Genomic DNA, 25,550 nt, shown 5'->3' on the forward strand with positions numbered 1-25,550 from the left:
GCGCACCGGCGGTTATACCTGTGGTCGGCGTGCGCGGAAGCGAGGTGGCCCGATGGCTGCGCTGATCACCGGACTGCGGACCAGCGACGTCCGGTTCCCCACGTCGCGGGAGCTGGACGGTTCGGACGCGATGAACCCGGACCCGGACTACTCGGCGGCCCACGTGGTGGTCGAGACCGACGCCGACGACGGGCTGACCGGCCACGGGTTCGCGTTCACCATCGGCCGCGGCAACGACGTGCAGGTCGCGGCGATCCGCGCCCTGGAGTCCGCTGTGGTGGGGCGCCCGCTGGAGGCGGTGCTGGACGATCTCGGCGCGGTGTGGCGGGAACTCGTGCACGATTCCCAACTGCGCTGGCTGGGCCCGGAGAAGGGCGTGGTGCACATGGCGATCGGCGCCGTGGGCAACGCGCTGTGGGACCTGAAGGCGAAGCGGGCCGGGAAACCGCTGTGGCAGCTGCTCGCCGAGCTGTCCCCGGAGCAGATCGTCGAGCTGGTCGACTTCCGGTACCTCAGCGATGCGCTGACCCCGGAGGAAGCCCTGGACCTCCTGCGCCGAGCAGAACCCCGCCGTGCGGAGCGCGTCGCGGAGCTCCTCCGCGACGGGTACCCGGCGTACACCACGTCCCCGGGCTGGTTGGGCTACTCGGACGCGAAGCTGCGTCGGCTCTGCCGCGCCGCGGTGGACCAGGGCTTCGACCTGCTCAAGCTGAAGGTGGGCGCGGACCTGGACGACGACGTGCGGCGGCTGCGGATCGCCCGCGAAGCGGTCGGCCCGGACGTCCGGATCGCCGTCGACGCCAACCAGCGCTGGGACGTGCCCACCGCGATCAGCTGGATCCGCGAGCTCGCGCCCTTCGACCTGTGGTGGGTGGAGGAGCCGACCAGCCCCGACGACGTGCTGGGGCACGCCGCCATCGCCTCGGCGATCGCCCCGGTCCGGGTGGCCACCGGTGAGCACGTCGCCAACCGCGTGGTGTTCAAGCAGCTGCTGCAGGCGGGGGCGGTGTCCGTCCTGCAGCTGGACGCCACCCGGGTGGCCGGGGTCAACGAGAACCTGGCGATCCTGCTGCTGGCGGCCAAGTTCGGCGTTCCGGTGTGCCCGCACGCCGGTGGGGTCGGGCTGTGCGAGCTGGTGCAGCACCTGGCGATGTTCGACTTCGTCGCGGTGTCCGGCTCCACCGAGGGCCGGGTGATCGAGCACGTCGACCACCTGCACGAGCACTTCGTGGATCCGGTGGTGGTCCGGGACGGCCGCTACCTCGCGCCGAGGCGCCCCGGGTTCTCCGCGCAGCTGCGCCCGGAGGCGCTGCGCGACCACAGCTACCCCGACGGCCGGGTGTGGGCCGGGGGATGAGGGAGGGAGCCGCATGCAGCGAATCGCCTTGCGCACCAGGCTGGAACCCGGGCGCGAAGCCGAGTACGAGCAGGTGCACGCGGTGATCCCGGCCGAGCTGGACGCGGCGCTGCGCGAAGCGGGCGTGCACAGCTGGCGGATCTGGCGCGACGGCCTGGACCTGTTCCACGTGGTGGAGGTCGAGGACTACCGGGCGATGCGGCGGGCGTTGCGCGACCACCCGGCGAACGTGGCCTGGCAGGCGCGGATGTCCGAGCTGCTGGCGGTCGAGGACGACTACTCGGGCGAGGACACCGGTCTCCGGCAGGTGTGGGAGCTGCCGTGAAGCTCGGCGCCTCGGACGTGGTGGTCTCCCCGCTCGGGTTCGGCGGCGCGGTGATCGGGAACCTCTACCGCGCGGTCGACGAGGACACCGCCCTCGGCGCGGTGGACGCGGCCTGGGACGCGGGAATCCGGTACTTCGACACCGCGCCGCACTACGGCCTGGGGCTGGCCGAGCGCCGCCTCGGCACGGCCCTGGCCGGGCGGCCGCGCTCGGAGCTGGTCGTGTCGACGAAGGTCGGCAGGCTGCTGGTGCCGCGCCCGACGGCTGCGGGCGCGCGCGATGCCGCGGGGTTCGACGTGCCCGCGGATCACGAGCGGGTGTGGGACTTCAGCGCGGACGGGGTGCGGCGGTCGCTGGAGGCCAGCCTGCGGCGGCTCGGCATGGACCGCGTGGACCTGGTGCTGATCCACGACCCGGACGACCACTGGCGGCAGGCGGTCGACGAGGCCTACCCGGCGCTGCACGAGCTGCGCGCGCAGGGCGTGATCGGTGCGATCGGTGCGGGCATGAACCAGTGGCGCATGCTGGAGCGGTTCGCGATCGAGACGGATGTGGACGCGGTGATGCTCGCCGGTCGCTACACGCTCCTGGAGCAGTCCGCTGCGGACACCATGCTCCCGACGTGCCTGCGGCGGAACGTGTCGGTGCTGGCCGCAGGGGTGTTCAACGGTGGTGTCCTGGCCACCGACGAGCTCGACCCGGAGGCGATGTTCGACTACGCCCCGGCCTCGCCGCAGCTGCGCGCCAAGGTCGCCCGGATCGCGGAGGTGGTCCACCGGCACGGCGCGAGCCTCCCGCAGGTCGCGATGGCCTTCACCGGTGCGCACCCGGCCGTCGCCAGCGTCGTCGTGGGGGCCAGGTCCGAGGCCGAGGTCCGCCGCAACGCGGCGCTGTTCGAGCGGCCGGTGCCGTCCGCGGTGTGGGAGGAACTGGTCGCCACCGGCCTCCTCCCGCCCGCCGGCCGAGGAAGTGGACCACCGGATGGCACGTGAACTGGCCCTGTCGAGGTGCCACTTCGGGTGAGATCGTCGGGAGGCCGTCCACGACCGGCTCGCGGTCGGCCGAACCGAAAGGAAGTGCATGTTCACCGGCCTCAGCGCCTTCCCCCTCACCCCGACCGACGAGACCGGGATCGACGAACGCGCGTTCCGGAAGCTGGTCGAGCGGTTGGCCGCGGCGGGTGTCGATTCGATCGGCGCGCTCGGCTCGACGGGCGGATACGCCTACCTCACCCGGGAGCAGCGCTCCCGAGCTGCCCGGATCGCGGTGGACGCCGCAGGCGGCATCCCGGTCATGATCGGCATCGGTGCCCTGCGCACCTCCGACGTGCTCGCCTTGGCCGAGGACGCCCAGAACGCGGGTGCCTCCGCGGTGCTGCTCGCCCCGGTGTCCTACCAGCAGCTCACCGATGACGAGGTCTTCGGGCTGTACGAGGACGTGACCGCGCAGCTCTCCGTTCCGCTGTGCGTGTACGACAACCCCGGCACCACGCACTTCCACTTCAGCGACGAGCTGCACGGGCGCATCGCGGCGCTGCCGAACGTCGGCGCGGTGAAGATCCCGGGCATCCCCGCGGACCGGGCAGCCACCAGGATCGCCGCCCTGCGGAGCCAGCTGCCCGACGGTGTGGCACTCGGCGTCAGCGGCGACCAGCTCGCGGCCGGTGGGCTCAACGCGGGTGCGGACCTGTGGTTCAGCGTCATCGGCGGATTGCTGCCCGAGGAGTGCCTGGCGATCACCCGCGCCGCTGCGCAGGGTGATGCGGCCCGAGCGGTGGAGCTGTCCGAACGCATGGAACCGCTGTGGGAGCTGTTCGGGCGTTGCGGCAGCTTGCGCGTCACATCAGCCGCCGCTGAACACCTCGGACTGGTGGGCACCCCGAACCTGCCCCGCCCGCTCCGCGGCCTTCCGGCCGAGGCCCGGCGTGAGGTCGCCGCCGCGCTCGACGCGCTGGGAGTGCGCGCCTGAACATCTCCGCCAGCCGGTCGGAGACGAGTTGACCTCCAGTGCGCTCGAAGTCCTAGCTTGGGGCTGAATCCGATCGGCTGAGGAGAACTCGATGACAGTGCTGGTGACCGGTGCGACGGGCAATGTCGGACGCCGGGTGGTGGAGCGCCTGCTGGCGTCCGGTGCGAAGGTGCGTGCGCTGACCAGGAATCCGGACAGCGCCGGGCTGCCCGGCGAGGTGGAGCTGTTCCGCGGCGGGCTCGGCGATGCGGAACCGCTGGCCCGGGCGCTCGACGGGGTCGACCGGGTATTCCTGTTCCCGATACCGGAAAGCACTCCGACGTTCGTCGCGCAGGCCGCGGCGGCGGGGGTGCGGCGGGTCGTGGTGCTGTCGTCGCTGGCGGTGGAGTTCGACGACAGCAACGCGATCGGCCAGCGGCACCGGCTGATCGAGCAGGCGGTCGCCGACGGCGGTTTCGAGTGGACGTTCCTGCGGCCCGGCGCGTTCGCGACCAACGCGCTGGCCTGGGCGGAGTCGATCCGCGCGGAGGGCGTGGTCCGCGAGCCGTTCCCGGAGGCGCGGCAGACGTCCATCCACGAGGACGACATCGCCGCGGTCGCGGTCGCCGCGCTGCTGGAGGACGGCCACGCCGGGAAGGCGTACCGGCTGACCGGCCCGGAGTCGATCAGCATGGCCGACCAGGTGCGCGCGATCGGTGCCGCGATCGGCCGGGAGGTCCGGATCGAGGCGGAACCGATCGAGCAGGCGAAGGCGCGATTGCTGGCATCAGGCGTGCCGGAAGCCGTCGTGGCCACCCTGCTCGAACTCCGGGACCAGGACCAGGGGCACGACGAGCCGGTGCCGACGGTGCAGGAGGTGACCGGGCGCCCCGCCCGCACCTTCGCCCAGTGGGCGGTCGACCACGCCGACGACTTCCGCTGAGCAGCGCGGAAATCGGGCGCGGAGGACGCAACCTCCGCGCCCGCCGCGCGTCTACGCGGAAGGGGCGAGGTCGACGGGCACCGACCTCGCGGCAGCGCACCGATCTCCCGGCGACGAGACCCCTCGACTCGTCGCCCGGTGCTGCCGAGGGCGGGGTAGCGCGGGGCAGGGCGCCCCGCCCGCCCCTGGAGCGCGGTTCCCCCCGATCCACCCCGGGGGGAACCGCCGCACCGCTCAGAACGGCGAGCGCACGTCGGTCACGCTGAACTTCAGCACGTGGTCGCCGGTGATGGCGATCCCGGTGTCGGGAGCATCGGCGACCGCCCGCCACGCCGCGAGCGCTTCCTCGGACTCCCAGCGCTCGAAGTTGTTCACCCGCGCGGGATCCAGCGGATCGGCGGTGATGGCCAGGTCGAGGCACCCGGGGGCTCGACGAGCCCGGTCGACGAGGTCGCGGTGCGCGGCGACGAACGCATCGCGCTGCGCGGGATCGACCTGCACGTGACCGGCGATGATCAGCATCTCTCCTCCAAGACATCGGTGGCGTGCGGAGAGTTGGACGCCGCGGCGCCGCGGAACTCATCGAGAAGTGCGCAGAAAAAGCGACCCGCACCCCGGGCGGGATGCGGGTCGCCGGTCAGGTGCTCAGTCCACCCAGTTCAGGGTCTTGGACACCGCCTTCTGCCACTGCGCGTACTGCTTCTCGCGCAGCTCGGTCGGCATCTTCGGGTCCCACTGCTTGTCCTTGGCCCAGTTGGAGCGGATGTCCTCCTCGCTGGCCCAGAAGCCCACCGCCAGGCCCGCCGCGTAAGCCGCGCCGAGCGCCGTGGTCTCCGCGACCACCGGCCGGATCACCGGCACGCCGAGGATGTCGGCCTGGAACTGCATCAGCAGCTCGTTGCCGACCATGCCGCCGTCGACCTTCAGCGACTTCAGCGGCACGCCGGAGTCGGCGTTCATCGCCTCGATCACCTCGCGGGTCTGGAACGCGGTCGCCTCCAGCACCGCGCGGGCCAGGTGCCCGCGGTTGACGTAGCGGGTCAGGCCGACGATCGCGCCGCGCGCGTCGGAACGCCAGTGCGGTGCGAACAGCCCGGAGAACGCGGGCACGAAGTAGGCGCCGCCGTTGTCCTCGACGGTGCTGGCGACCTGCTCGATCTCCGGGGCGCTGGCGATCAGGCCGAGGTTGTCCCGCAGCCACTGCACCAGCGATCCGGTGACCGCGATCGAACCCTCCAGGCAGTACACCGTGTCGTTGCCGCCGATCTTGTAGCCGACGGTGGTGAGCAGCCCGTTCTCGCTGATCACCCGCTCGGTGCCGGTGTTGAGCAGCACGAAGTTGCCGGTGCCGTAGGTGTTCTTGGCCTCACCGGGCGACAGGCAGGCCTGGCCGAAGGTGGCCGCCTGCTGGTCGCCGAGGATGCCGGCGATCGGGATGCCGGCGAACACGCCGCGCTCCCGGAACTTGCCGTACACCTCGGAGGAGGAGCGGATCTCCGGCAGCATCGCCATCGGCACGCCGAGCTCGGCGCAGATGTCGGCGTCCCACTCCAGCCGCTCGAGGTCCATCAGCATCGTGCGGGAGGCGTTGGTCGGATCGGTGACGTGCAGTCCGCCGTCCGGGCCGCCGGTGCAGTTCCACAGCACCCAGGTGTCCATGTTGCCGAACAGCAGCTCGCCGCGTTCGGCGCGCTCGCGGGTGCCCTCGACGTTGTCCAGGATCCACTTCACCTTGGGACCGGAGAAGTAGGTCGCCAGCGGCAGACCGGTCTTGCGCTGGTACCGGTTCTGCCCGTCCTCGCCCGCGGCGAGGGCGTTGACGATCTCGTCGGTGCGGGTGTCCTGCCAGACGATCGCGTTGTACACCGGCTTGCCGGTGGCCTTCTCCCACACCACGGTGGTTTCCCGCTGGTTGGTGATGCCGACGGCGACGACGTCGGAGGACACCAGGTCGGCCTTGGCCAGCGCGCCCGCGCAGACCTGCCGGGTGTTGGTCCAGATCTCGACCGGGTCGTGCTCGACCCAGCCGGCCTTCGGGAAGATCTGGCGGTGCTCGACCTGGTCGACCGAGACGACCCGGCCGGAGTGGTCGAAGATCATGCACCGGGTCGAGGTCGTGCCCTGGTCGATGGCGGCGACATAAGAGGCCATCTGTCGTTCTACCTTCCTATGTGGACGAGTCTGGTCAGCTGGCGATGGGCAGTGCGAGGGCCAGCGCGCCCGCCAGCACACCACCGAGGATCGGGCCGACGATCGGCACCCAGGAGTAGCCCCAGTCCGCCGATCCCTTGCCGCGGATCGGCAGGATCGCGTAGGCGATGCGCGGGCCGAGGTCGCGGGCCGGGTTGATGGCGTAGCCGGTCGGGCCGCCGAGCGAGTTGCCGATGCCGATCACGATGAAGGCGACCGCGGCGTAGCCGAGGGCCGAGTTGCCGAAGGTCGGCACGCCGTCCGCGCCGCTGGGGCCCGCCTGCGGGCTGAGGATGATCCAGAAGACCAGCACGAAGGTGCCGATGGTCTCGGTGACGAGGTTCCACGGGGCGTTGCGCACCGTCGGCGCGGTGGAGAAGATGCCGAGCGTGTTGCGCGGGTCGTCGTGGGTGTCGAACTGCAGCTTGTAGGCCGCCCAGCACAGCACGGCGCCCAAGGTGCCGCCGATGAGCTGCGCGATGATGTAGACCGGCACCTGGTCCCACGGCGTCTGGCCGTTCACCGCCAGCCCCAGGGTGACCGCCGGGTTGATGTGCGCGCCGGTGGGTTCCGCGATGCTGGCGCCCGCGAAGACCGCGAAGCCCCAGCCGAAGTTGACCATCAGGAAGCCGGCGTTGTGCCCGCCGGTCTTGCGCAGCACGTTGTTGGCCACGACGCCGCAGCCCATCAGCGTGAGTACCGCTGTCCCCATCAACTCCCAGAGGAAGATCTCCCCGAGACTTGTCGTCATTCTTGCCGTTCCCCTCTTCATGCCGCCGTTGGCACAGGCGGGATTTGGTGACTGTCCGACATGGAGTGAGTCGGGACGGTACTGCCGCATGTGAACACGTGTCCATGCATGCCGCCAGTCGTGGGTACCGGGTTGCTCCGTACCGCCCAACGCCCCTGCTCGACCGCGCGACCCCGGATCGGACCCGGTCCCGGCCGCAGCGCGACCCGACGCCGCTCCATACTGTGCGGTAACATTAGACTTGGGGAAAACAACGCTGCAAGATGCCTCCGATGGTGTTTTTATCGAGTTGGCTGGTGCAGGAGCGAGGGGAGGACGACGATGTCCGCTCGGCGTCCGTCCGAGAAGCAGCAGGACCGCCGGCGCAAGATCACCGAGCTGGTGATGGCCGAGGGCACCCTGCGCATCGACGACCTCGTCGCGACCATCGGCGCCAGCGCGATGACCGTCTACCGCGACCTCGCCGACCTGGAGTCGCAGGGACTGGTGCACCGCAACCGGGGCAACGTCTCGGCGGCGTCGTCGCTGCTGTACGAGGCGGCCTCGGAGTACCGCCTGCCGCAGAACAAGGCGGAGAAGGAGGAGCTCGCCCGCGCCGCCGCTGACCTGGTCGAACCCGGCCAGGCGCTGGTGCTGGACGACTCGACGACCGGCGTCTACCTGGCCCGGCTGCTGCCGGAGCGGGCGCCGCTGACCGTGGTCACCAACCACCGCGGGGTGTTCGACGAGCTGCGCAACGCGCCGGGCATCAGCCTGATCTGCGTGGGCGGCGACTACCTGCCGTGGGCGGACGCCTTCGTCGGCGGCATGGCTTTGGACGCGCTGCGCAACCTGCGGGTGGACCTGGCGATCATGTCGGTCTCGGCGGTCACCGACGGCATCTGCTGCTACCCGCAGCAGGAGATGGTGCAGATCAAGAAGGCGATGCTCGCCTCCGCGCAGCGCCGCGTGCTCTACGTCGACCACACCAAGTTCCGCCGGCGGGCGCTGCACGCGGTGGCGCCGGTCGAGGACTTCGACATCGTGCTGGTGGACTCGAAGACCACCAGCGCGGACATCGAGGTGCTGCGCGACCGCGGCGCGCTGGTCGAGCAGGCGGGGAGAACGCGCAGCGCCGCGTCGAGCACGGACCGTGCTGGTCGGGCATGATGACCACTCGTCGAGGTCCGGTTCCCGCGTCGGCGGTGGGCGATGGAAAGTGCGTTGCGAGCGGTCCGGGCGGTGACCTGCGATCACCTCACCGGCCCGGGGGTGTCCTCGCGCGGAGACCTGCGAGCGCGCGCAGCGGGGAAAGCTGAGTCCCACCCCGCGAGCGGCTGCCGCCGCTGCTGAAAGACCTGATGGTGGGACGCGATTCGAGCGAGGAGGACGCGGTGTCCGAAGACAAGACCGAGAACCGGCTGAAGGGCACGTTGGGGCCGGCCGAACGGGCCGAGAACTGGCGGCGGCTGGGCGCCGACGAGTTCGACGTGGTGGTGATCGGCGGCGGTGTCACCGGTGCCGGGGCCGCGCTGGACGCCGCGACCCGCGGCCTGAAGGTGGCGCTGGTCGAGGCCCGCGACCTCGCCTCGGGGACCTCCAGCCGGTCCAGCAAGCTGTTCCACGGCGGCCTGCGCTACCTGGAGCAGCTGGAGTTCTCGCTGGTCCGCGAGGCCCTGCGGGAGCGCGAGCTGATGCTCACCCGGATCGCGCCGCACCTGGTCAAGCCGGTCCCGTTCCTGTACCCGCTGACCCGCCGGATCGTGGAGCGCCCGTACACCGCGGCCGGTCTGTTCCTCTACGACACGATGGGCGGTGCCCGCTCGGTCCCGGGCCAGAAGCACCTCTCCCGCGCCGGTGCGCTCCGGATGGTGCCCGCGCTCAAGCGCAGCGCGCTGATCGGCGGCATCCGCTACTACGACGCGCAGGCCGACGACGCCCGGCACACCATGACCGTCGCCCGCACCGCCGCCCGCTACGGCGCGGTGGTGATGAACTCGACGCAGGTCACCGGGTTCCTCCGGGAGGCCGACCGGATCGCCGGGGTCCGGGTGCGCGACGTGGAGACCGGCGCCGAGACCGAGGTCCGCGCGCAGGCCGTGATCAACGCGACCGGGGTGTGGACCGACGAGCTGCAGAAGCTCTCCGGCGGCCGCGGCCGGTTCCGGGTGCGCGCCAGCAAGGGCGTGCACATCGTGGTGCCGCGCGACCGGATCGTCGCCGAGACCGGGATGATCCTGCGCACCGAGAAGTCGGTGCTGTTCGTCATCCCGTGGGGCAACCACTGGATCGTCGGCACCACCGACACCGACTGGAACCTGGACCTGGCGCACCCGGCCGCGACGAAGGCCGACATCGACTACATCCTCGAGCACGTCAACACCGTGCTGGCCACCCCGCTGAAGCACGACGACATCGAGGGCGTCTACGCGGGGCTGCGCCCGCTGCTGGCCGGGGAGAGCGAGGAGACCTCGAAGCTGTCCCGCGAGCACGCGGTGGCCCGGGTCGCCCCGGGCTTGGTGGCCATCGCCGGCGGCAAGTACACGACGTACCGGGTGATGGCCGCCGACGCGGTGGACGCCGTCGCCCCGGACATCACCGGCCGGATGGCCTCCTCGATCACCGACCAGGTCCCGCTGATCGGCGCCGACGGCTACCACGCGCTGGTCAACCAGGCCGACCAGCTGGCCGCCGAGCACGGACTGCACCCGTACCGGATCCGGCACCTGCTGGACCGCTACGGCTCGGAGATCCACGACGTGCTGGGCCTCGCCGCCGACCGGCCGGAGCTGCTCAAGCCGATCCCGGCCGCGCCGAACTACCTGCAGGCCGAGGTGGTCTACGCGTGCAGCCACGAGGGCGCCCTGCACCTGGAGGACGTGCTCACCCGCCGCACCCGCATCTCCATCGAGTACCCGCACCGCGGCGTGGACTGCGCGGAGCCGGTGGCCCGCCTGATGGCCGAGGTGCTCGGCTGGGACGAGGCGCAGATCGAGCGCGAGGTCGAGGTCTACACCCAGCGCGTGGAGGCCGAGCGCGACTCGCAGACCCAGCCCGACGACCAGGCGGCGGACGCCAAGCGCTCGGCGGCCCCGGAGGCCCGCGACCGCCTGGAAGAACCGCTGGTCTGATCCGGACCTCCCGCGATTTCAGCGGAAGTCGCGGGAGGTCGGCGCGTCGGCCCTCGACATGCCGACACCTGCGGACGACCCACCGCGATTTCAATGGAAATCGGACGTCCGATTTCCATTGAAATCGCGGCCCCTCCGGGGTGGTGACCTCCTCCGGGTGGCAGGTTCCCCGGGGCCCCGGGGTCGCAGTTTCCATTGAAGCTGCGGGTGACCGGGCGGTGGTCAGGCGTCGGTGGTGACCTCGGCGAGGAGTTCTTCGAGGTGGGCCGTCAGGCGGCGGGCGTCGACCGGGGCGATCGTGCTCCACAGGTCGCCGGACGGCGATTCCCGGCGCAGCTGGGCGTACCGGCCGTGCGCGGTGTCGAAGAACCCGACCACCCGGCCCGCCCGGACGCGGCGGCCGAACCGGTCGCGCGCGGCCGCGCCGAACTGCCCGCGGGCGGCCACCCCGGCGATCATGTCCGTCAGCGCTTCGGCGTCGTCCGCGCGGGTTCCCCTGCGCTGCAGGGCGCTGGCCAGCTGCTCGACGTTGTTCCCGGCCTCCTCCGCTGCGGCGTCCAGATCACTGCTGCGCAGCGACACCGAGCGACCGGGGCCCGGTGGCAGCGCGGGGAGCACCGAGATCGCTTCGCGCGGCAGCCCGCTCGCCGACGCCGAACGCAGGCACAGCTGGTCGCCGTCCTTGACGACCAGCACCGCTTCCTCGCCCTCCGACGCGGCGAGCACCCGGACGCTGCGGTCCAGCCACAGCCGCCCGTCGACCTCACGCTCCGGGCGGGCCAGCAGCCGCAGCATCCGCTCCAGCTCCGGGTCGACGTCGGTCGGCCGCCCGAGCCCGCGCGCGCCCAGCGACCGCCACGCCGAGTCGACCAGCTGGGCGCGTTCGGTGTAGGTGCGCCCTGGGGAGGGGACCTTGAGCACCAGCGGCATCGTTTCGAGCTCCAAGTGCTCGATGAGCACGTCGAACTCCAGCGCCGACAGGCCGAGCTGCCGGGCGGTGGTGGGGAACGTCATTGCCCGGGCTCGCCGCCGATCACCGGTCGCGACGGCGACTCGACCAGGTCGAAGAACCCGCCCCGCCCGCCGACCTGCTCGGTGACCTTCCGGTCCACGCTCTCGTCGTGCTGCTCCCGCTTGGCCCGCCCGCCAGCGGTGGACCGGGCACCGCCGCCGGACCGGCCTTCGCCGCGCACCGGGGTGCCGCCGGGCCGGGTGGCGGGCTGTTGCGCGGTGCGCTGCGCCGCGGTCGTGGAGCCGCGCGGTCCGGGCATGGTCGCCGGACCCCAGCTGATGGTCACGTTCTGCTGGCCCGCGGACACGCCGGAGCCGCCGCTGATCGGGGCGTCCACGACGACCTGCGGGGGCGGCGTGAACGAGGCCAGCGACGTGGTGTTGGCCCGGGTGGACGCCTCGTAGGTGCGCATCACGTCGAAGGCGCGCTGCTCGGCCGCGTGCTGCTTGGCCTCCTGCACCTCGTAGTCGGTCTGCCCGCCGAACAGGTGCGTCAGCAGGGTCTGCGCGGAGCTCGGCTCCTCAGCGGTGACCTGCACCGGCGGCGGCATGTCCCGGCGCGCCTTGCTGATGAACTCCGCCTGCTGCTCGGCCCGCTCCCGCATCACGGTGCTGGCCTCCTGGGCCAGCGCGGCCCAGTTGCCCAGCGGGCGCAACCCCTCCTGGGCGCTGTCCGCCGCTGTTCCCCGCCAGCCGTCCATCGCCGAGGTGACCGCGGCGGCCAGCCCGGCGTCGATGTCGCCGAGCGCGCGGGTCAGCTCGCTCCAGCGCCGGACGCTGTCGGTCGAGCCCTCCGGTCCCGGGCCCTCGTTGATCTGCGCGTACAGCTCGGGGTGCCGGTACCCCTGCCATCGGTGGTCGCTCATGGCCGGTCAGCAGCCCCCGATGCCCATCGCGCTCTCGCCGTCGATGCGCGAGTACTGGCGGTTGGCGCGCTCCAGCGACTCGGCGGCGGCCTGCAGCTGGTCGCGGTAACCGCACAGGGCGGTCAGCGCGTCCTCGCCGCCGCCGAGCGAGCGCCGGTTGAACTCCTCGGCGGCATCGGCGCTGATCGGGTCGCCGGCCCACGGCCGGATGCGGAGTTCGGTGATGGCGTGCTCGATCTGCAGGCCGACCGCGTCCAGCGATTCCTGCAGCGCGTTGACCAGCCTCGGGATGGCGGCGGGCTCGACCTGCATCGAGCCGCCGGACACACCCGGCAGGGCTTCGGTCGAGCTGTCGCCCCACGGAGCAGTTAGCGGCACGTTTTCCCCTCCCACAGGTAAGGGCCCGGATCACGGGTGCAGGCCCTCGTGCTCGAACGCGCGGTTGCGCGGGGCCGCACGCCGGTCAGGTGTTGTGCGGGGCACCTGGCCGGGATGCGGAGCACCCGAACGCTCAAGCTACTAAACGTCCAGCGAACACTGTAGTCACCAATCGTCACGCTGGGGAGTGCTCCATAAGCGGTGAGTATCACTCTCGGCCCCGGGCGTCCGGTCGCTCTGCGTGATCAGTCCGGCTGAGAGGACTGCGTTCGGGGCTCCGAGGTCTCCGGCGCGACCAGCGTGGCCACGGCGTCCTCGGCGACCCGCTGGGCCCCGGCGCACAGCTGGTCCACCGGCGACGGGGGTTGCGCGCCGTCGTCGCGGTAGAGGACGTCGAGGTGCTGGCCCTCGGCCACGTCCACCGCCACGTTGCAGGACAGGTCCAGCCCCGGGGTCTTGATGACCAGCGCCGGGAACCCGCCGACCACCACCGGGGTGGCCTCCACCTGCGCGGTGTCGTCGGTCCACACGCCCATGCCCTCGGTGGTGATCAGCGCCAGCCGGGCGCCCACCTTGGCGGTGGTGTTGCGGTAGCTGCAGGTCGCCGCGTTGCCGAACCCGGCTTCGGAGTCGGGCATCGGGTCGCGGTCGAAGCCGAGCTGGCTGCGCTGGGCGGGGGTGAGCAGCGTGCAGGCGGCGACGCCGTCGAGCCCGAGCTCGAAGGGCCGGGGCGGCGGTGGGGGCGGGGTGCTCGTCGTGGGCAGCGGCATGGGTGGCGGGGCCGCGGTGTCCGCGGTCGGCTGCGACTGCCACAGGCTGCATCCGGTGAGGGCGAGCGCGCTGACGGCGAGCAGCGCGCTCAGCCGCCGAGCCCCGGTGATCCGCGAGCTGTGCATGTCCTCACCGTAACGAAGCGTGGTCGGCGGCGAGGTGGTGTCGGGGGTTCAACGGCGCCAGGTGAACCAGAGCACGGCCACCAGCGGGATCAGCAGGACCAGCGCCGCCTGCCGGGCGACGATCAGCAGCAGGACCGCCAGCGCCGCCACGCCGACCGCGAGCGCGATCTTCACCGCGGCCGGGCGCGGAACGACCGCGGCCTGCGGCTCCGGGGCGCGCTCGGGGCGGGGTGCGGGCAGGTCGTCGAAGAGGGCTTCCAGCTCGGAGCGGAACCGCGCGGTGGCGACCTGGCGGCACCGCTCGTCGTACTCGCCCACGTCGAGCCGTCCGACGGCGAAGTGCTCGCCGAGCAGCCGCATCGCGAGTTCGCGCTCGGGATCGCCGATGCGGAGATCTCTGCCCCGCCGTCCCTTCTCCACGCCCCCATCCTACGGTCGGCGGACCCCCGATCGAGCCGGGTGAGACGAGCGTTCCGGTGCTGTTCGGCGAAATGTCGAGGGGCGCCGCCGACTCGGTCGGCGACGCCCCTCGGGCAGGTCGTCAGGCGCGGGCGAGCTCGCGGTCGACCAGCGGGGTGCTCGGCTTGGCCAGCACCTCGTCGTCGAGCAGGCCCTCGCTGCGGGCGACCACGGTCGGGACCACGATCTGGCCCGCGACGTTGGTGGCGGTGCGCATCATGTCCATGATCGGGTCCACCGCGTAGGCGATGGCGATGCCGGTGGCCACCACCTCGGGCGGGAAGCCGAGCGCGGCGGTGGTCAGCGTGAGCATGGTGAACCAGCCGGTGACACCGGCGGTGGCGATCGAGCCGAACACCGCGACCGCGACGATCGTCAGGTACTGCACCGGCCCGAGGCTGATGCCGAAGAGGTTCGCGATGAAGATCGAACCGACCGCCGGGTAGATCGCGGCGCAGCCGTCCATCTTGGTGGTGGTCGCCAGCGGCACCGCGAAGTTCGCGTAGGAGGCGGGCACGCCCAGGTCCTCGGTGGTCTGCCGGGTCAGCGGCAGGCTGGCGCTGGACGAGCGGGAGACGAACGCGAACTGCAGCACGTTCCACGACTTGGCGAAGAACCGGACCGGGCTGACCTTGGCGACCAGCGCGAGCAGCAGCGGGTAGACCACGAACAGCACCAGCGCGCAGGCCACGTAGGTGGAGCCGATCAGCTTCAGCAGCGGCGCGAAGAACTCGTTGCCGTAGCTGGCGACGGCGTTGCCGATCAGGCCGAGGGTGCCGATCGGGGCGAGCCGGATGATCCAGCCCAGCACCCGCTGGATGACCTCGAAGGCGGCCTTGTTGAAGTCGACGAACGGCGCCGCCTTCTCGCCCAGGCTGTAGGTGGCGGCCCCGATGATCAGCGCGACGAACACCACCTGCAGCGTCTCGCCCTCGGCGAAGGCGCTGATCAGGTTGCTGGGCACCAGGCCGGTGATCAGGTCCAGCCAGGAGCCGTGGGTCTTCTCGCCGATGGACTGCAGCTTCTCCGGGTCGGGCTCGATGACCAGGCCGCGACCGGGCTGGAACAGCGTGCCGACGGCCAGGCCGATCAGCACCGCGATCAGCGAGGTGATGGCGAACCACAGCGCGGTCTTGCCGCCCAGGCGCGCCGCGACCCGCCCGCCGCCGAGACCGCGGAGGCTGTTGATGCCCACCACGATCGCGGTGAAGATCAGCGGCAGCACGGTGAAGGTGAGCAGCTTGGTGAAGGTCGAGCCGATGGTGTCGAGCGTGGTGGCGAGCCAGTCGGCGCCGGTCTGCTTGGCGACGTAGCCGAGCAGCGCGCCGAGCACCAGCGACGCGATGACGGCGACGGCGAACAGCTTGGGGTTGAAGCGCAGGCGCGATCGCCCAGCAGTGGTGGACACAGGGGTCTCCCGGAGTCGCGGAGTGAGTTCGAAGGCAGTGCGGTTCGAGCGGCGCGCGACGAGGGCGCGCGATCAGGAAGCGGCGGTGCCGCGCTCGATCACAGACAGACGGAGCTGGCCTGCCGTCGCAGATCGACGTGCAGGCGCGAAGTCAGATACAGCCGTCGGAGGGTGCCCATCGCGAACATTTGTAACCAGCCGCGCGGCGAAACCCATCCAGGGGTAACCGAATTGTGTTCGTATTCACTCGGACGCTCGAAGTCCGACGTCACTCCGCGTTTGGCGAGCTCCAGAGCGTCACGACGCTGACGCCGACCTCGGCGAGCAGCTTGCGGGTGAGCGGCAGGCTGATCCCGAGCACGCTCGACGGATCGCCGTCGACGCCCTCGATGAACCAGCCGCCGAAGCCTTCGAGGGTGAAGCCGCCCGCCACGTGCAGCGGCTCGCCGGTCGCCAGGTAGGCCTCCAGCTCGGCCTCGCTGGGCTCGCCGAAGCGAACCGTGGTCCCGAGGTGCCCCTTGGCGCGCGCGGTGACCTCACCGCCTTCGAGGCGGACGATCGCGTGCCCGGTCAGCAGCTCGCCGCTGCTCCCGGAGTTCTGCGCCCACCGCTTGGCCGCCGCTTCGCGGGTGCCGGGCTTGCCGACGATCTCGCCGTGCGCCATCAGCAGCATCGAGTCGCAGCCGACGACCACCGCGTCGGGCTCCTCGGCGCCGATCTCGGCGGCCACCGCATCGGCCTTGGCCTGCGCCAGCGCGGTGACCAGCTCGGTCGGCGCGGGGTCGCCCAGCGAGGCGGTCACCGCGTCCTCGTCGACGCCGGAAACCCGCACCAGCGGGTCGATCCCCGCCGAGCGCAGCACCGACAAGCGAGCGGATGACGCGGAAGCAAGCACGAAGCGCACGCCGCCGATGGTAGAGACCGCCCGGACAGGTGCCCGCACCCCGCCGCGATTTCCGCGGAAATCGCCGAGCTGGCGGTCCGCGGCGAAGCGGAGGTGCCGTCGCCGGTTGCCGGGGGATCACCCCTCTCGGCCTACGGGCGGTGCTGCTGCTGGCGGAAGGCTGGGGCGAAAGCAGTTGGCATGGCGGAATTTTCGCGCTCAGGATGCTCCGAAAGGTGGTGTCCGATTCGCGGGTCGACTCCTTAATGTCCTCCTACGCGAATCGCCGCACCCCGAGCGGCCGGTTCACCCCCCTTCCACTCCTCGCCGTCCCGGGTCGCCGGGCGGCGCCACTCGCACCACCTCACCCCCGGCAGCGGGTGCCGGGGCTCCACGCTCCCGCGCACCGCGGCCGGACCGGTCCTGCGCGGGTGATCCCTGCCCAATTCGGATCGAGGGAGACGACCATGAGTCGGAGCAGAACCACCCGGTTGCTGGGTGCGGCCGTGCTGGCGGCGGGCACCCTCGCCGCGCTGGCGGTGCCGTCGACCGCCGCACCGGCGTCGGAACAGGCGGCACCGGAGTTGCTCGCCGCGATGCAGCGGGACTTCGGCCTGACCGCGCAGCAGGCGAAGGACCGGCTGGCGCGGGAAGCCGATGCCATCGAGCTGGACGAGGCGGTGCGCGGGAGCGCGGGCGAGTCCTTCGCCGGTTCCTACTTCGACGCCGCGCGCGGCAAGCTCGTCGTCGCGGTGACCGACGGACGTGCGGCGGAAGCGGCGCGCGGTGCCGGGGCGGACGCCGTGGTGGTGTCCAACTCGGCGCGGGAGCTGGACGCCGCGAAGTCCGCTCTGGACGCGATGGAGGCGTCCGCGCCGCAGTCCGTCACCGGCTGGTACGTGGACGTGCGGTCCAACTCGGTCGTCGTGTCGGTCGACCGCACGCGGCGGGACGCGGCCACCGAGGGCTTCCTCGCCCGGGCCCGCGGCGTCGACGACTCGGTGCGGGTGGAAGAGGTCGCCGAGTCGCCGCGGACCTTCTACGACCTGGTCGGCGGGGACGCCTACTACATGGGCGGGCGCTGCTCGGTGGGCTTCTCGGTGCGCACCGCGTCCGGTGGTGCGGGCATGGTCACCGCCGGGCACTGCGGCCGTCCGGGGACCGCGGTCTCCGGGTACAACCAGGTCTCGATGGGCACGTTCCAGGGCTCGTCGTTCCCCGGCAACGACTACGCGTGGGTCTCGGCCAACTCCAGCTGGACGCCGCGCGCGGCGGTCAACATGTACAACGGCAGCACCCGCGCGGTCTCCGGCGCGTCGGTGGCCCCGGTCGGGTCGTCGATCTGCCGGTCGGGTTCGACGACCGGCTGGCACTGCGGATCGGTGCAGGCGATGAACCAGACCGTGCGCTACGCCGAGGGCACGGTGTACGGGCTGACCCGCACCAACGTCTGCGCGGAGCCGGGCGACTCGGGCGGCTCGTTCATCAGCGGCACCCAGGCCCAGGGCATGACCTCGGGCGGTTCCGGCAACTGCAGCTCCGGCGGCACGACCTACTTCCAGCCGGTGCAGGAGGCGCTCAACGCCTACGGACTCCGCCTGGTGACGGGCTGATCTGCTGAAGCGGTGGCACGTGAGCGCTCGGTGCCCGGAGCGCTCACGTGCCCCGTCCACAGTGGATTCCGCTTGCTGCGGTTCGGGTGACTCCTCTGGACACCGGCCGCCGGCGTCCGGTAGATCTGGCCTTCCGCCGCCGGAAGGGAAGGATCATGGTCGGGAGAACTCCCGCCGTGGCCCTGTTGGCGGCGATGCTCCTGGTGGCGTCGGCGCCCTCGGCCTCCGCGGCGGTCATGTGGGACGGCGATGCCTCGCACGGCACCGGGGTGTTCGCGCACATCGGATCGGAGTGCGCCGATCCGGGCAGCGTCACCGCCGTCGACGATCCGGAGCACGGCGCGGTGTGGCGCTACGACAAACCGGCCGGGCTGCGGCGGTGCGAGAGCCGGGGCATCTCGATCGACGGCCAGGAGTACGACTTCCAGAACGGCTCGACCTACTACCTCGGCTGGCGCAGCAAGCTGTCCAGCACGGTGGACAACAACGCCACCTTCCAGTGGAAGTCCTACGGCAGCCACGTGCAGAACTACCCGGTCGTCCTCAAGGTGATCGACGGCAAGCTCTCGCTGCTGCAGCGCCAGCCGGACGAGACCCGGATCATCTGGGAGAGCCCGATCCGGGCGGGCGAGTGGCACAGCATCGTCCTCGGGCTGCACCTGTCCGACGAGATCACCGGCGGGTGGGTCGAGCTCTGGTTCAACGGCGAGCAGCAGACGTTCAGCGACGGCTCGCAGCGCTGGGCGTGCCGCACCTTCGACAGCGAGAACCACCCGAAGTGGGGCGTCTACGGCGCCGAGGGCGACGACGTGGTCAACGAGATCGACGCGCTGAAGATCGGCACCGAGTACGCCGACGTCGCGCCCTGACCGGGTGGGGGCGATTTCGCGCGAAATCGCCCCCACCACCGTCAGCTGCCGGGCAGGACGTCCCGGTTGAGCTGGACGTCCGGGCGCGGCGGGACGCGGTCCGGTCGGACGCTCGGCTTGTCCGTCCCCGCCGCGGCCACCGCGGGCAGGTCGCCGATGACCGGGAGCGTCACCGAGGTCGCGCTCAGGTCCAGGCCGATCTGGCCGGGCTGGCGCGGGGCGACGATGAACGCGCTGTCCGTGCCGCCGATGATCAGCGCCAACCGGTGCCCGGCGGGCACCACGTGGTCGGTGGTGGCCAGCCGGAAGGTCATCGTCTGCGGCTCGCCCGGCTCCAGCGGCCGCTCCTCGGACAGCGACTCGTGGTTGGCCAGGTCGGCCCAGCCGCGCGCGATGATCTCGAAGTCCACGTCGGTCGTGGTCGCCTCGGTGTCGAAGTAGCAGGCGTCGTCGCCGGGCCGGTTCTCGCCCCAGCACGACTCGGTCTGCAGAGTGCGGATTCCCTCGCCCTGCCCCAGGTAGTCGCGGGTGGCGGCGGGACCGTAGTCGACGAGCATCGCGGACAGGTGCGCCGTCGGGGTGCTCGGCGTGGCGGTGACGGTGACCGAACCCGTCCCGGCCACCCGCACGTCAGCGCCCAGCGGCGCGGTGCTGAACAGCGCGCGGGCCGGTGACGGCTGGTCGGGGTTCGCCGCCCAGTCGTACTCGTCCAGCGACGGGTCGTCGGTGAACGTCGCGGTGCCGCTCCCCGGCTGCGTCCCGAGACCGTCCTCGCGGGGGTGGAGCACGACGTCCCGGGCCAGCTCACCGGACCAGGTCGGCTCGTCGGCCCAGACGTCGGGCGCGCGTTCGACGCTGGCCGCGGGCTCCCGCTCGATCCCGTTGTCCACGCCGAGCAGCCAGTGGTCGAACCAGCGGTGCAGGGTGTCGACCCACTCGGCGCGCCGGAAGTCGAACGGGTCGACGTGCCCGGTCTGGCTCAGCCACAGCTTGCGCGGCACGTCGCGCTCGGCCAGCGCGTCCCACCACTGCCCGAGGTGGAGCGTCTTGACGTTGAGGTCGCCGAGGCCGTGCACCGCGAACACGCTCGCGGTCACCCGGCTCGCGTCCGGCACGTAGTCCCGCTCCGTCCACATCGGAGTGACGTCGCCGTTGGCCGGGGAGCCGTCGTCGAGCTCCTGCTTGGCCGGGCCGCAGTCCGGGCGGCCGCCCTCCTCGACGGTGCGGGCCAGCCCGGACGGGTCGAAGCCGAAGGACACGCCGTCCGAGCGGTAGTAGTCGTACCAGGAGCTGATCGCGCCGATCGGCACGATGGTCCGCAACCCCTCCACGCCGGTCGCGGCCACGCCGTTGGCGATGGTGCCGTCGTAGGACTTGCCGATCATGCCGACGTCACCGGTCGACCAACCCGCGTCGACCCGGCCGCCGCCCGAAGGAGCGTCGAAACCGGGAGCACGGCCGTTCAACCAGTCGACCACGGCCTTGGCCGAGGTGATGTCGGACGGCCCGCCGACGTCCACGCAACCTTCGGATCGGTTGGTGCCGGACAGGTCGACCAGCACGGTCGCGTACCCGCGCGGCACGAAGTAGTTGTCGTAGAACTGCGGAAACCCGACGGGCCGCCCCTGCTCGTCGTAGGTCTTCAGCTCGCTCTCGTTGCCCCGCCCGCAGCACGAGTAGTACGGACTGGCATCCATGATCACCGGAACTGGCTGGTCGGTGCCCGAAGGCCGGACGATGTCGGCGGCAACCCGGTCGACCACCCCGTCCCCGTCCCCGTCCAACCCGGTCTCCACCCACACCGTCTCCCGCACCGGATCAGCGCTGAACACGGGCTGGCTCCGCCCATCCCTGACCTGCTCAGGTGCCTGAGCGGTCGCCACCCCCGGCGCGACCCCGGACACCACCAGCGCTGCGCACGGCAACGCCCACCAACGTCTCCGCAACGTGCCCACCTCCGAGAACTCTCGAAGGCAAGCTACGAACCAAGATCACCAACCAAAACAGCCGAAAGTGTGCCCAGCCGCCACCACAACCGAACCCCCGGGTGCCGAACCTCACGCGATTTCGATTGAAATCGCCCCACCACCCCAACCGCAGGATTCCCCGAAACCGACGGCGATTTCGATTGAAATCGCTGCACACCCCAACGCAACCACCCACCGCTTCGAACCCAAACCCAACCCCGTGCCCGACGGCACCCCTCCCCACCAACCCCACCCCGGTATCACCACTGGTCGCCTGGCGGTGGCCCAGTCCCGGCCGACAGTCACGACCGATCGCCCGCCTTGTGGACGCGGCAGAAGAGCCGGAGAAGCTCCGGAATAGCGGGTTTTAGACCGACACCGCCTCGGTGAGCACTTCGTCCCGGATCCGTTCCTTCAACCCGTTCGGGGTCACGACCTGGGTGAAGACGTTGAGCAGTTCTTCGACGTCGAGCGCGAATCCGGACATGTCCCACAGGCTCGTGCCCCGAGCGACGTCGATCAGCAGGTCCAGGTCGCTGTCGTCGTCGGCTTCGCCGCGGGCGACGGAGCCGAACACGCGGACGTTGCTGACGCCGTACTTCTCCGCGATCCGGTAGATCTCGTCGCGGTGCGCGCGGACCTCGTCGAGGGTGATCCGCCGGTGCGGCGCGTCGATGACCGAGGTCATGGCTCCTCCTCCCTGCTGACGCCATCATCCCAGCTCCTCCGGAGGGCGGTCCAGTCGCGGCATAGGCTGGGGGCGTGACTCCTGTGCTGCTGGACGGCGGACGGCTGCGGGCCCGGTTGGTCGACGACGGGCCGTACGCCGCGCTCGACGTGGTGACCGTGACGGGTTCGACGAACACCGACCTGGCGGCCGCCGCCGGTCGGGGTGCGGCGGACCGGACCGTGCTGATCGCCGAGGAGCAGCAGGCCGGGCGCGGCCGGATGCAGCGCCAGTGGACCTCGCCGCGCGGTCGCGGGCTGTTCGTGAGCGTTCTGCTGCGGCCCGACGTGCCGCAGTCCACCGTCTCCTGGCTGCCGCTGATCGCCGGTGTCGCGCTGGCCGAGACCGTCCAGCGCACCACCGGGGTGCGCGCCTCCCTGAAGTGGCCCAACGACCTGCTGCTCGGCAGCGGCGAGGAGTGGCTGAAGGCGGCCGGGATCCTGGGCGAGGCGGTGGCCGGGCCGGACGGGCTGGCGCTCGTCCTGGGCATGGGCATCAACGTGCTGCAGGAGCGCGACGAGCTGCCCCGCGGCGCGGGCGGGCTGCCCGCCACCTCGCTGGCCGCGGAGGGCGCGGAGGTCGACCGGGAGGAGTTCGCCGTGGCGTTGCTCACGGCGTTCGCCGAGGCCGACGACCGCTGGCGGGCCGCGTCGGGGGACGTGGTGGGCAGCGGGCTGCTCGACCGGTACCGGCAGCTGTGCAGCACCGTGGGCCAGCAGGTGCGCGTCGAGCTCGGGCCCGATGAGCAGCTGCGGGGCGTCGCGACCGACATCGACGCCGAGGGTCGGCTGGTGGTCCGCGCCGAGAGCGGCCGGACGACGGCGGTCTCCGCCGGCGACGTGGTGCACGTCCGGCGGGTTTGATCGCCGATGCCGCGTCCGGTCGGCTGCGGCCGGTAACGTGATCGGCGACCCGCGAGGCGGTTAGAGGAGGGGAACCGGTGGCCTACCCAGACGACCTGCTCGGCGAGGACGAGTACGTGGTCGTGCACAAGCACCCGCACTGGAAGATGCTGGTCGTCCCGGTGCTGGTCCTCTTCGTGGTCGTCGGTGGCGGGTCCTACCTGGCGGCCCTGGTCGCCCCGTTCTCCTGGCACCTGCCCGCCTGGATCGCGCTGGCGGTCGTCGGTGCCGTCCTGGTCGTCTGGTTCACCCTCGCCCCGCTGGTGCGCTGGCGCACCACGCACTTCGTGGTCACCACGCACCGGCTGATGGTCCGCGAGGGCGTCTTCACCCGCAGCGGCATCGACATCCCGATGTCCCGGATCAACTCGGTGCGCTTCCGGCACGGCCTGATCGACCGGATGCTGGGCTGCGGCACGCTGGTCGTCGAGTCCGCCTCGGACGAGCCGCTGGAGTTCGACGACATCCCGCAGGTGGAGAAGGTCCACACGCTGCTGTACCGCGAGGTCAACGACGACCCGCGGGACGATTGGGGCCGCGGCGAGAGCCGGTGAGCCGCTGGACACGGGAGGGCTGATGGGACCGCTGGAGCTGGGTCTGCCGATGCAGGTGGCCGCGCCGGAGCCGGGCGAGCTGCCGGGCTCGGTGACGATCTGGGAGGTCGGACCGCGCGACGGGCTGCAGAACGAGAAGCAGGCCGTCCCGGTGGAGGTGAAGCTGGAGTTCCTGCACCGCCTGGCCGACGCCGGGCTGTCGGTGCTGGAGGCGACCAGCTTCGTGCGACCGGAGTGGGTCCCGCAGCTGGCCGACGCGGCGGAGCTGCTGGCCGGGCTGCAGCGCGCGCCCGGCGTCCGCTACCCGGTGCTGGTGCCGAACGCGCGCGGCCTGGACCGGGCGCTGGAGTCGCAGGTCCGCGACATCGCGATCTTCGCCTCCGCGACCGAGACGTTCACCCGGCGCAACCTCAACCGCGGTCTGGACGAGCAGTTCGCGATGTTCGACCCGGTGGTGCGGCGCGCGGTCGACGAGGGCCTGTCGGTGCGCGGGTACGTCTCGATGTGCTTCGGCGACCCGTGGGAGGGTGCCGTGCCGGTCGAGCAGGTCGTCTCGGTGGGCAAGCGGCTGCTGGAGATGGGCTGCGACCAGCTGTCGCTGGGCGACACGATCGGCGTGGCCACGCCGGGGCACGTGTCGGCGCTGCTGCGCGGGTTCGCCGCGGCCGGGGTCGCGGTGGACCAGCTGGCGGTGCACTTCCACGACACCTACGGCCAGGCGCTGTCCAACACCTTCGCCGCCCTGCAGCACGGCGTGTCCACTGTGGACTCCTCGGCGGGCGGTCTGGGCGGCTGCCCGTACGCCAAGTCGGCCACCGGCAACCTCGCGACCGAGGACCTGGTGTGGATGCTCGACGGCCTGGGCATCAAGCACGGCGTCGACCTCGCCAAGCTCGTGGGGACCAGCGTCTGGATGGCCGAGCAGCTCGGGCGCCCGAGCCCGTCGCGAGTGGTCAAGGCGCTGAGCTCGTGACCGCGCCGAGTCCGGTCCTGCACGCGGTGCAGGACCGGCCGGTGCTGGTCTGGCGGTGCGAGCGGCCGTGGCTGGCGATCTCCTCGGCGCCCCGGGGCGGCGGCATCGGCCTGCGGAACTGGGTGCTCAACGCGACGGTGGTGACCGACTACGACCACCCCGACCCGACGGCGCACGCCGGTGAGATGGCGGCCGAGCTGGGACTGACCGGCGACGGCATCGGCCTGCTCACAGCGGTGGACGTGCGCCACGAGGTCACCGCCGCCGACGGCGGGGTCCGGGCGAGCGTGACCACCGGCGCGAACGCGCCGGTCTGGGCGGCAGCCCCGGCCGAAGCGCGAGCGTGGGCGCCGGGAACGATCAACGCGGTGTGCTGGTCGCCGGTCCGGCTGAGCGAGGCGGCCCTGGTGAACTCGGTGGCGACGGTGGCGGAGGCCAAAGCCCAGGCGCTGGTGGAATCCGGGGTCGCGGGTACTGGAACGGTCACCGACGCCACGGCGATCCTCTGCCCCGCGGACGGCGAAGCCGAGCTGTACGGCGGGCCGCGGTCGCGGATCGGCGCGGCGCTGGCCCGGGCCGTTCACGCGGCGGTGACGGCGGGGCTTCGCATCGAGAACCCGCGGCACAGTTCCTGAACCGGGGGTTTCTTGCTGCTGACCGGGGTGCGCGGTTGGGGCTGGGGTGCCGTCTGGGCGACCAGTGGTGATACCGGGGTGGGGTTGGCGGGGAGGGGTGCCGTTGGGCACGGGGTTGGGTTTGGGTTCGAAGCGGTGGGTGGTTGCGTTGGGGTGTGCAGCGATTTCAATCGAAATCGCCGTCGTTTTCGGGGAATCCTGCGGTTGGGGTGGTGGGGCGATTTCAATCGAGATCGCGTGAGGTTCGGCACCCGGGGGTTCGGTTGTGGTGTCCGGTTTCTTGGGTTGCGCGGTCCGTCAGTCCTGCTCTCGGGTGCCGAACATGGCTACGAAGGTGAAGCGGAGGACTCGCTCTCCGTTCCGGTCTGCCGTGCCGGTGATCTCCACCAGGCCGAGGTTCGGTTTGCTCTGGGAGCGGCGTTGGCTGTTGACCTCCATGCCCAGGTGCAGGACGTCGCCCGGGAATACCGGGGCCAGCCAGGCAAGTTCGTTGCCGCCCGGTGAGCCCTGGGAGGTCGAGTCCGCCAGGACGTGGTCCACGTAGCCGCGCATCCACAGGGAGGCCGTGAACCAGCCGGAGGCGCACAGGCCGCCGAGGACCGAGTTGCGCCCCGCCTCTTCGTCGAGGTGGAACGGTTGCGGGTCGAAGCGCTCCGCGAAGGCCAGCATCTCCGCTCGGTCCACCTCCACCTTGCCCAGGTCGAAGGTGCGGCCGGGGGTCAGGTCTTCGTACGCGATCGTCGGCATTGCCCCATGGTCCCAGCCCGGGTTCGGCCGCTCGGCGAG

At 71.6% G+C, this 25,550-nt stretch carries 27 protein-coding genes; 13 read left to right on the forward strand and 14 right to left on the reverse strand.

The window, feature by feature from the left end:
• Nucleotides 1-52: 52 nt before the first annotated feature.
• The 5 genes from F1721_RS15565 to F1721_RS15585 all read left to right on the forward strand — a co-directional run bounded on the left by F1721_RS15565 (nucleotide 53) and on the right by F1721_RS15585 (nucleotide 4,572).
• Complete coding sequence (locus F1721_RS15565) at nucleotides 53-1,357, forward strand: enolase C-terminal domain-like protein (RefSeq protein ID WP_150067364.1); 1,305 nt, start codon at nucleotides 53-55, stop codon at nucleotides 1,355-1,357.
• A 13-nt stretch (nucleotides 1,358-1,370) separates the two neighbouring features.
• On the forward strand, nucleotides 1,371-1,682 hold the full coding sequence (locus F1721_RS15570; protein ID WP_150067365.1) for an L-rhamnose mutarotase: 312 nt from the start codon (nucleotides 1,371-1,373) through the stop codon (nucleotides 1,680-1,682).
• Nucleotides 1,679-2,674 carry an aldo/keto reductase gene (locus F1721_RS15575; protein WP_150067366.1) on the forward strand — a complete coding sequence of 332 codons (996 nt, stop codon included), beginning with the start codon at nucleotides 1,679-1,681 and terminating at the stop codon, nucleotides 2,672-2,674. Before F1721_RS15570 ends, F1721_RS15575 begins: the two co-directional genes overlap by 4 nt.
• 88 nt (nucleotides 2,675-2,762) lie before the next feature.
• A complete protein-coding gene (locus F1721_RS15580; RefSeq protein WP_150067367.1) occupies nucleotides 2,763-3,650 on the forward strand; it encodes a dihydrodipicolinate synthase family protein in 888 nt (295 codons plus the stop codon).
• A gap of 91 nt (nucleotides 3,651-3,741) precedes the next feature.
• Nucleotides 3,742-4,572 carry an NAD(P)H-binding protein gene (locus tag F1721_RS15585; RefSeq protein WP_150067368.1) on the forward strand — a complete coding sequence of 277 codons (831 nt, stop codon included), beginning with the start codon at nucleotides 3,742-3,744 and terminating at the stop codon, nucleotides 4,570-4,572.
• Nucleotides 4,573-4,806: 234 nt separating this feature from the next.
• Here F1721_RS15585 and F1721_RS15590 read toward each other — a convergent pair whose 3' ends face one another.
• The 3 genes from F1721_RS15590 to F1721_RS15600 all read right to left on the reverse strand — a co-directional run bounded on the left by F1721_RS15590 (nucleotide 4,807) and on the right by F1721_RS15600 (nucleotide 7,513).
• On the reverse strand, nucleotides 4,807-5,094 hold the full coding sequence (locus F1721_RS15590; RefSeq protein ID WP_150067369.1) for a putative quinol monooxygenase: 288 nt from the start codon (nucleotides 5,092-5,094) through the stop codon (nucleotides 4,807-4,809).
• 123 nt (nucleotides 5,095-5,217) lie between these two features.
• The gene (glpK, locus tag F1721_RS15595; protein ID WP_150067370.1) at nucleotides 5,218-6,723 is read right to left on the reverse strand and encodes a glycerol kinase GlpK; all 1,506 of its coding nucleotides are present in this window, start codon (nucleotides 6,721-6,723) and stop codon (nucleotides 5,218-5,220) included.
• A 34-nt stretch (nucleotides 6,724-6,757) separates the two neighbouring features.
• Entirely contained in the window at nucleotides 6,758-7,513 is a 756-nt protein-coding gene (locus tag F1721_RS15600) for an MIP/aquaporin family protein (RefSeq protein WP_246154956.1), read from the reverse strand.
• Between the two features lie 321 nt (nucleotides 7,514-7,834).
• Between F1721_RS15600 and F1721_RS15605 the strand changes: the two genes are divergently transcribed.
• Together F1721_RS15605 and glpD are read left to right on the forward strand one after the other, a co-directional pair.
• Nucleotides 7,835-8,662, forward strand: coding sequence for a DeoR/GlpR family DNA-binding transcription regulator (locus F1721_RS15605; RefSeq protein ID WP_150067371.1), 828 nt, complete (start codon nucleotides 7,835-7,837; stop codon nucleotides 8,660-8,662).
• A 224-nt stretch (nucleotides 8,663-8,886) separates the two neighbouring features.
• The gene (glpD, locus tag F1721_RS15610; protein ID WP_246154959.1) at nucleotides 8,887-10,623 is read left to right on the forward strand and encodes a glycerol-3-phosphate dehydrogenase; all 1,737 of its coding nucleotides are present in this window, start codon (nucleotides 8,887-8,889) and stop codon (nucleotides 10,621-10,623) included.
• A gap of 222 nt (nucleotides 10,624-10,845) precedes the next feature.
• Here glpD and F1721_RS15615 read toward each other — a convergent pair whose 3' ends face one another.
• From F1721_RS15615 to F1721_RS15645, 8 genes are all read right to left on the reverse strand, one after another.
• Entirely contained in the window at nucleotides 10,846-11,637 is a 792-nt protein-coding gene (locus F1721_RS15615; RefSeq protein WP_150067373.1) for an ESX secretion-associated protein EspG, read from the reverse strand.
• Nucleotides 11,634-12,500 carry a PPE domain-containing protein gene (locus F1721_RS15620; protein WP_150067374.1) on the reverse strand — a complete coding sequence of 289 codons (867 nt, stop codon included), beginning with the start codon at nucleotides 12,498-12,500 and terminating at the stop codon, nucleotides 11,634-11,636. The genes F1721_RS15615 and F1721_RS15620 overlap by 4 nt, the downstream gene beginning before the upstream one ends.
• 6 nt (nucleotides 12,501-12,506) lie before the next feature.
• Entirely contained in the window at nucleotides 12,507-12,878 is a 372-nt protein-coding gene (locus F1721_RS15625; RefSeq protein WP_093157164.1) for a hypothetical protein, read from the reverse strand.
• 245 nt (nucleotides 12,879-13,123) lie between these two features.
• Nucleotides 13,124-13,774, reverse strand: a complete 651-nt coding sequence (locus tag F1721_RS15630; RefSeq protein WP_150067375.1) for a DUF3558 domain-containing protein — start codon at nucleotides 13,772-13,774, stop codon at nucleotides 13,124-13,126.
• 48 nt (nucleotides 13,775-13,822) lie between these two features.
• Nucleotides 13,823-14,194, reverse strand: a complete 372-nt coding sequence (locus F1721_RS15635; protein WP_246154964.1) for a DUF1707 SHOCT-like domain-containing protein — start codon at nucleotides 14,192-14,194, stop codon at nucleotides 13,823-13,825.
• 121 nt (nucleotides 14,195-14,315) lie between these two features.
• Nucleotides 14,316-15,641, reverse strand: coding sequence for a dicarboxylate/amino acid:cation symporter (locus F1721_RS15640; protein ID WP_150067376.1), 1,326 nt, complete (start codon nucleotides 15,639-15,641; stop codon nucleotides 14,316-14,318).
• A 98-nt stretch (nucleotides 15,642-15,739) separates the two neighbouring features.
• Nucleotides 15,740-15,829: a putative leader peptide gene (locus F1721_RS35645; protein WP_351134134.1), complete on the reverse strand. Its 90-nt coding sequence runs from the start codon at nucleotides 15,827-15,829 to the stop codon at nucleotides 15,740-15,742.
• An 80-nt stretch (nucleotides 15,830-15,909) separates the two neighbouring features.
• Nucleotides 15,910-16,545, reverse strand: coding sequence for a Maf family protein (locus F1721_RS15645; protein ID WP_150067377.1), 636 nt, complete (start codon nucleotides 16,543-16,545; stop codon nucleotides 15,910-15,912).
• A gap of 446 nt (nucleotides 16,546-16,991) precedes the next feature.
• Here F1721_RS15645 and F1721_RS15650 point away from each other — a divergent pair, with 446 nt between their 5' ends.
• Both F1721_RS15650 and F1721_RS15655 read left to right on the forward strand, forming a co-directional pair.
• The gene (locus tag F1721_RS15650; RefSeq protein WP_150067378.1) at nucleotides 16,992-18,137 is read left to right on the forward strand and encodes a S1 family peptidase; all 1,146 of its coding nucleotides are present in this window, start codon (nucleotides 16,992-16,994) and stop codon (nucleotides 18,135-18,137) included.
• A gap of 155 nt (nucleotides 18,138-18,292) precedes the next feature.
• Nucleotides 18,293-19,006: a heparin lyase I family protein gene (locus tag F1721_RS15655; RefSeq protein ID WP_246154966.1), complete on the forward strand. Its 714-nt coding sequence runs from the start codon at nucleotides 18,293-18,295 to the stop codon at nucleotides 19,004-19,006.
• A gap of 41 nt (nucleotides 19,007-19,047) precedes the next feature.
• On the opposite strand, the gene F1721_RS15660 is transcribed toward F1721_RS15655, so the two are convergent.
• Both F1721_RS15660 and F1721_RS15665 read right to left on the reverse strand, forming a co-directional pair.
• A complete protein-coding gene (locus F1721_RS15660) occupies nucleotides 19,048-20,913 on the reverse strand; it encodes a Xaa-Pro dipeptidyl-peptidase (RefSeq protein WP_425474407.1) in 1,866 nt (621 codons plus the stop codon).
• 427 nt (nucleotides 20,914-21,340) lie between these two features.
• The gene (locus F1721_RS15665) at nucleotides 21,341-21,661 is read right to left on the reverse strand and encodes a nucleotidyltransferase family protein (protein ID WP_150067379.1); all 321 of its coding nucleotides are present in this window, start codon (nucleotides 21,659-21,661) and stop codon (nucleotides 21,341-21,343) included.
• Nucleotides 21,662-21,735: 74 nt separating this feature from the next.
• Here F1721_RS15665 and F1721_RS15670 point away from each other — a divergent pair, with 74 nt between their 5' ends.
• The 4 genes from F1721_RS15670 to F1721_RS15685 all read left to right on the forward strand — a co-directional run bounded on the left by F1721_RS15670 (nucleotide 21,736) and on the right by F1721_RS15685 (nucleotide 24,764).
• A complete protein-coding gene (locus F1721_RS15670) occupies nucleotides 21,736-22,563 on the forward strand; it encodes a biotin--[acetyl-CoA-carboxylase] ligase (protein ID WP_150067380.1) in 828 nt (275 codons plus the stop codon).
• Between the two features lie 77 nt (nucleotides 22,564-22,640).
• The gene (locus F1721_RS15675; protein ID WP_150067381.1) at nucleotides 22,641-23,156 is read left to right on the forward strand and encodes a PH domain-containing protein; all 516 of its coding nucleotides are present in this window, start codon (nucleotides 22,641-22,643) and stop codon (nucleotides 23,154-23,156) included.
• Between the two features lie 22 nt (nucleotides 23,157-23,178).
• A complete protein-coding gene (locus tag F1721_RS15680) occupies nucleotides 23,179-24,129 on the forward strand; it encodes a hydroxymethylglutaryl-CoA lyase (protein ID WP_150067382.1) in 951 nt (316 codons plus the stop codon).
• Nucleotides 24,126-24,764 (forward strand): adenosylcobinamide amidohydrolase, encoded by a 639-nt coding sequence (locus F1721_RS15685; RefSeq protein ID WP_150067383.1) that lies wholly within the window; start codon nucleotides 24,126-24,128, stop codon nucleotides 24,762-24,764. The genes F1721_RS15680 and F1721_RS15685 overlap by 4 nt, the downstream gene beginning before the upstream one ends.
• A gap of 297 nt (nucleotides 24,765-25,061) precedes the next feature.
• Here F1721_RS15685 and F1721_RS15690 read toward each other — a convergent pair whose 3' ends face one another.
• The gene (locus F1721_RS15690) at nucleotides 25,062-25,511 is read right to left on the reverse strand and encodes a MaoC family dehydratase (protein WP_150067384.1); all 450 of its coding nucleotides are present in this window, start codon (nucleotides 25,509-25,511) and stop codon (nucleotides 25,062-25,064) included.
• Nucleotides 25,512-25,550 lie beyond the last annotated feature (39 nt).

It is taken from the genome of Saccharopolyspora hirsuta, from assembly GCF_008630535.1.
Lineage (GTDB): Bacteria > Actinomycetota > Actinomycetes > Mycobacteriales > Pseudonocardiaceae > Saccharopolyspora > Saccharopolyspora hirsuta.

What these genes read in the sequence shown, in the direction of transcription:
- F1721_RS15620 (WP_150067374.1), bottom strand. Translation starts at nt 12,500, where the DNA reads ATGAGCGACCACCGATGGCAGGGGTACCGGCACCCCGAGCTGTACGCG.
- F1721_RS15665 (WP_150067379.1), bottom strand. Translation starts at nt 21,661, where the DNA reads ATGACCTCGGTCATCGACGCGCCGCACCGGCGGATCACCCTCGACGAG.
- F1721_RS15590 (WP_150067369.1), bottom strand. Translation starts at nt 5,094, where the DNA reads ATGCTGATCATCGCCGGTCACGTGCAGGTCGATCCCGCGCAGCGCGAT.
- glpK (WP_150067370.1), bottom strand. Translation starts at nt 6,723, where the DNA reads ATGGCCTCTTATGTCGCCGCCATCGACCAGGGCACGACCTCGACCCGG.
- F1721_RS15630 (WP_150067375.1), bottom strand. Translation starts at nt 13,774, where the DNA reads ATGCACAGCTCGCGGATCACCGGGGCTCGGCGGCTGAGCGCGCTGCTC.
- F1721_RS35645 (WP_351134134.1), bottom strand. Translation starts at nt 15,829, where the DNA reads ATGTTCGCGATGGGCACCCTCCGACGGCTGTATCTGACTTCGCGCCTG.
- F1721_RS15650 (WP_150067378.1), top strand. Translation starts at nt 16,992, where the DNA reads ATGAGTCGGAGCAGAACCACCCGGTTGCTGGGTGCGGCCGTGCTGGCG.
- F1721_RS15615 (WP_150067373.1), bottom strand. Translation starts at nt 11,637, where the DNA reads ATGACGTTCCCCACCACCGCCCGGCAGCTCGGCCTGTCGGCGCTGGAG.
- F1721_RS15600 (WP_246154956.1), bottom strand. Translation starts at nt 7,513, where the DNA reads ATGACGACAAGTCTCGGGGAGATCTTCCTCTGGGAGTTGATGGGGACA.
- F1721_RS15570 (WP_150067365.1), top strand. Translation starts at nt 1,371, where the DNA reads ATGCAGCGAATCGCCTTGCGCACCAGGCTGGAACCCGGGCGCGAAGCC.
- F1721_RS15565 (WP_150067364.1), top strand. Translation starts at nt 53, where the DNA reads ATGGCTGCGCTGATCACCGGACTGCGGACCAGCGACGTCCGGTTCCCC.
- F1721_RS15605 (WP_150067371.1), top strand. Translation starts at nt 7,835, where the DNA reads ATGTCCGCTCGGCGTCCGTCCGAGAAGCAGCAGGACCGCCGGCGCAAG.
- F1721_RS15580 (WP_150067367.1), top strand. Translation starts at nt 2,763, where the DNA reads ATGTTCACCGGCCTCAGCGCCTTCCCCCTCACCCCGACCGACGAGACC.
- F1721_RS15655 (WP_246154966.1), top strand. Translation starts at nt 18,293, where the DNA reads ATGGTCGGGAGAACTCCCGCCGTGGCCCTGTTGGCGGCGATGCTCCTG.
- F1721_RS15690 (WP_150067384.1), bottom strand. Translation starts at nt 25,511, where the DNA reads ATGCCGACGATCGCGTACGAAGACCTGACCCCCGGCCGCACCTTCGAC.
- F1721_RS15680 (WP_150067382.1), top strand. Translation starts at nt 23,179, where the DNA reads ATGGGACCGCTGGAGCTGGGTCTGCCGATGCAGGTGGCCGCGCCGGAG.
- F1721_RS15585 (WP_150067368.1), top strand. Translation starts at nt 3,742, where the DNA reads ATGACAGTGCTGGTGACCGGTGCGACGGGCAATGTCGGACGCCGGGTG.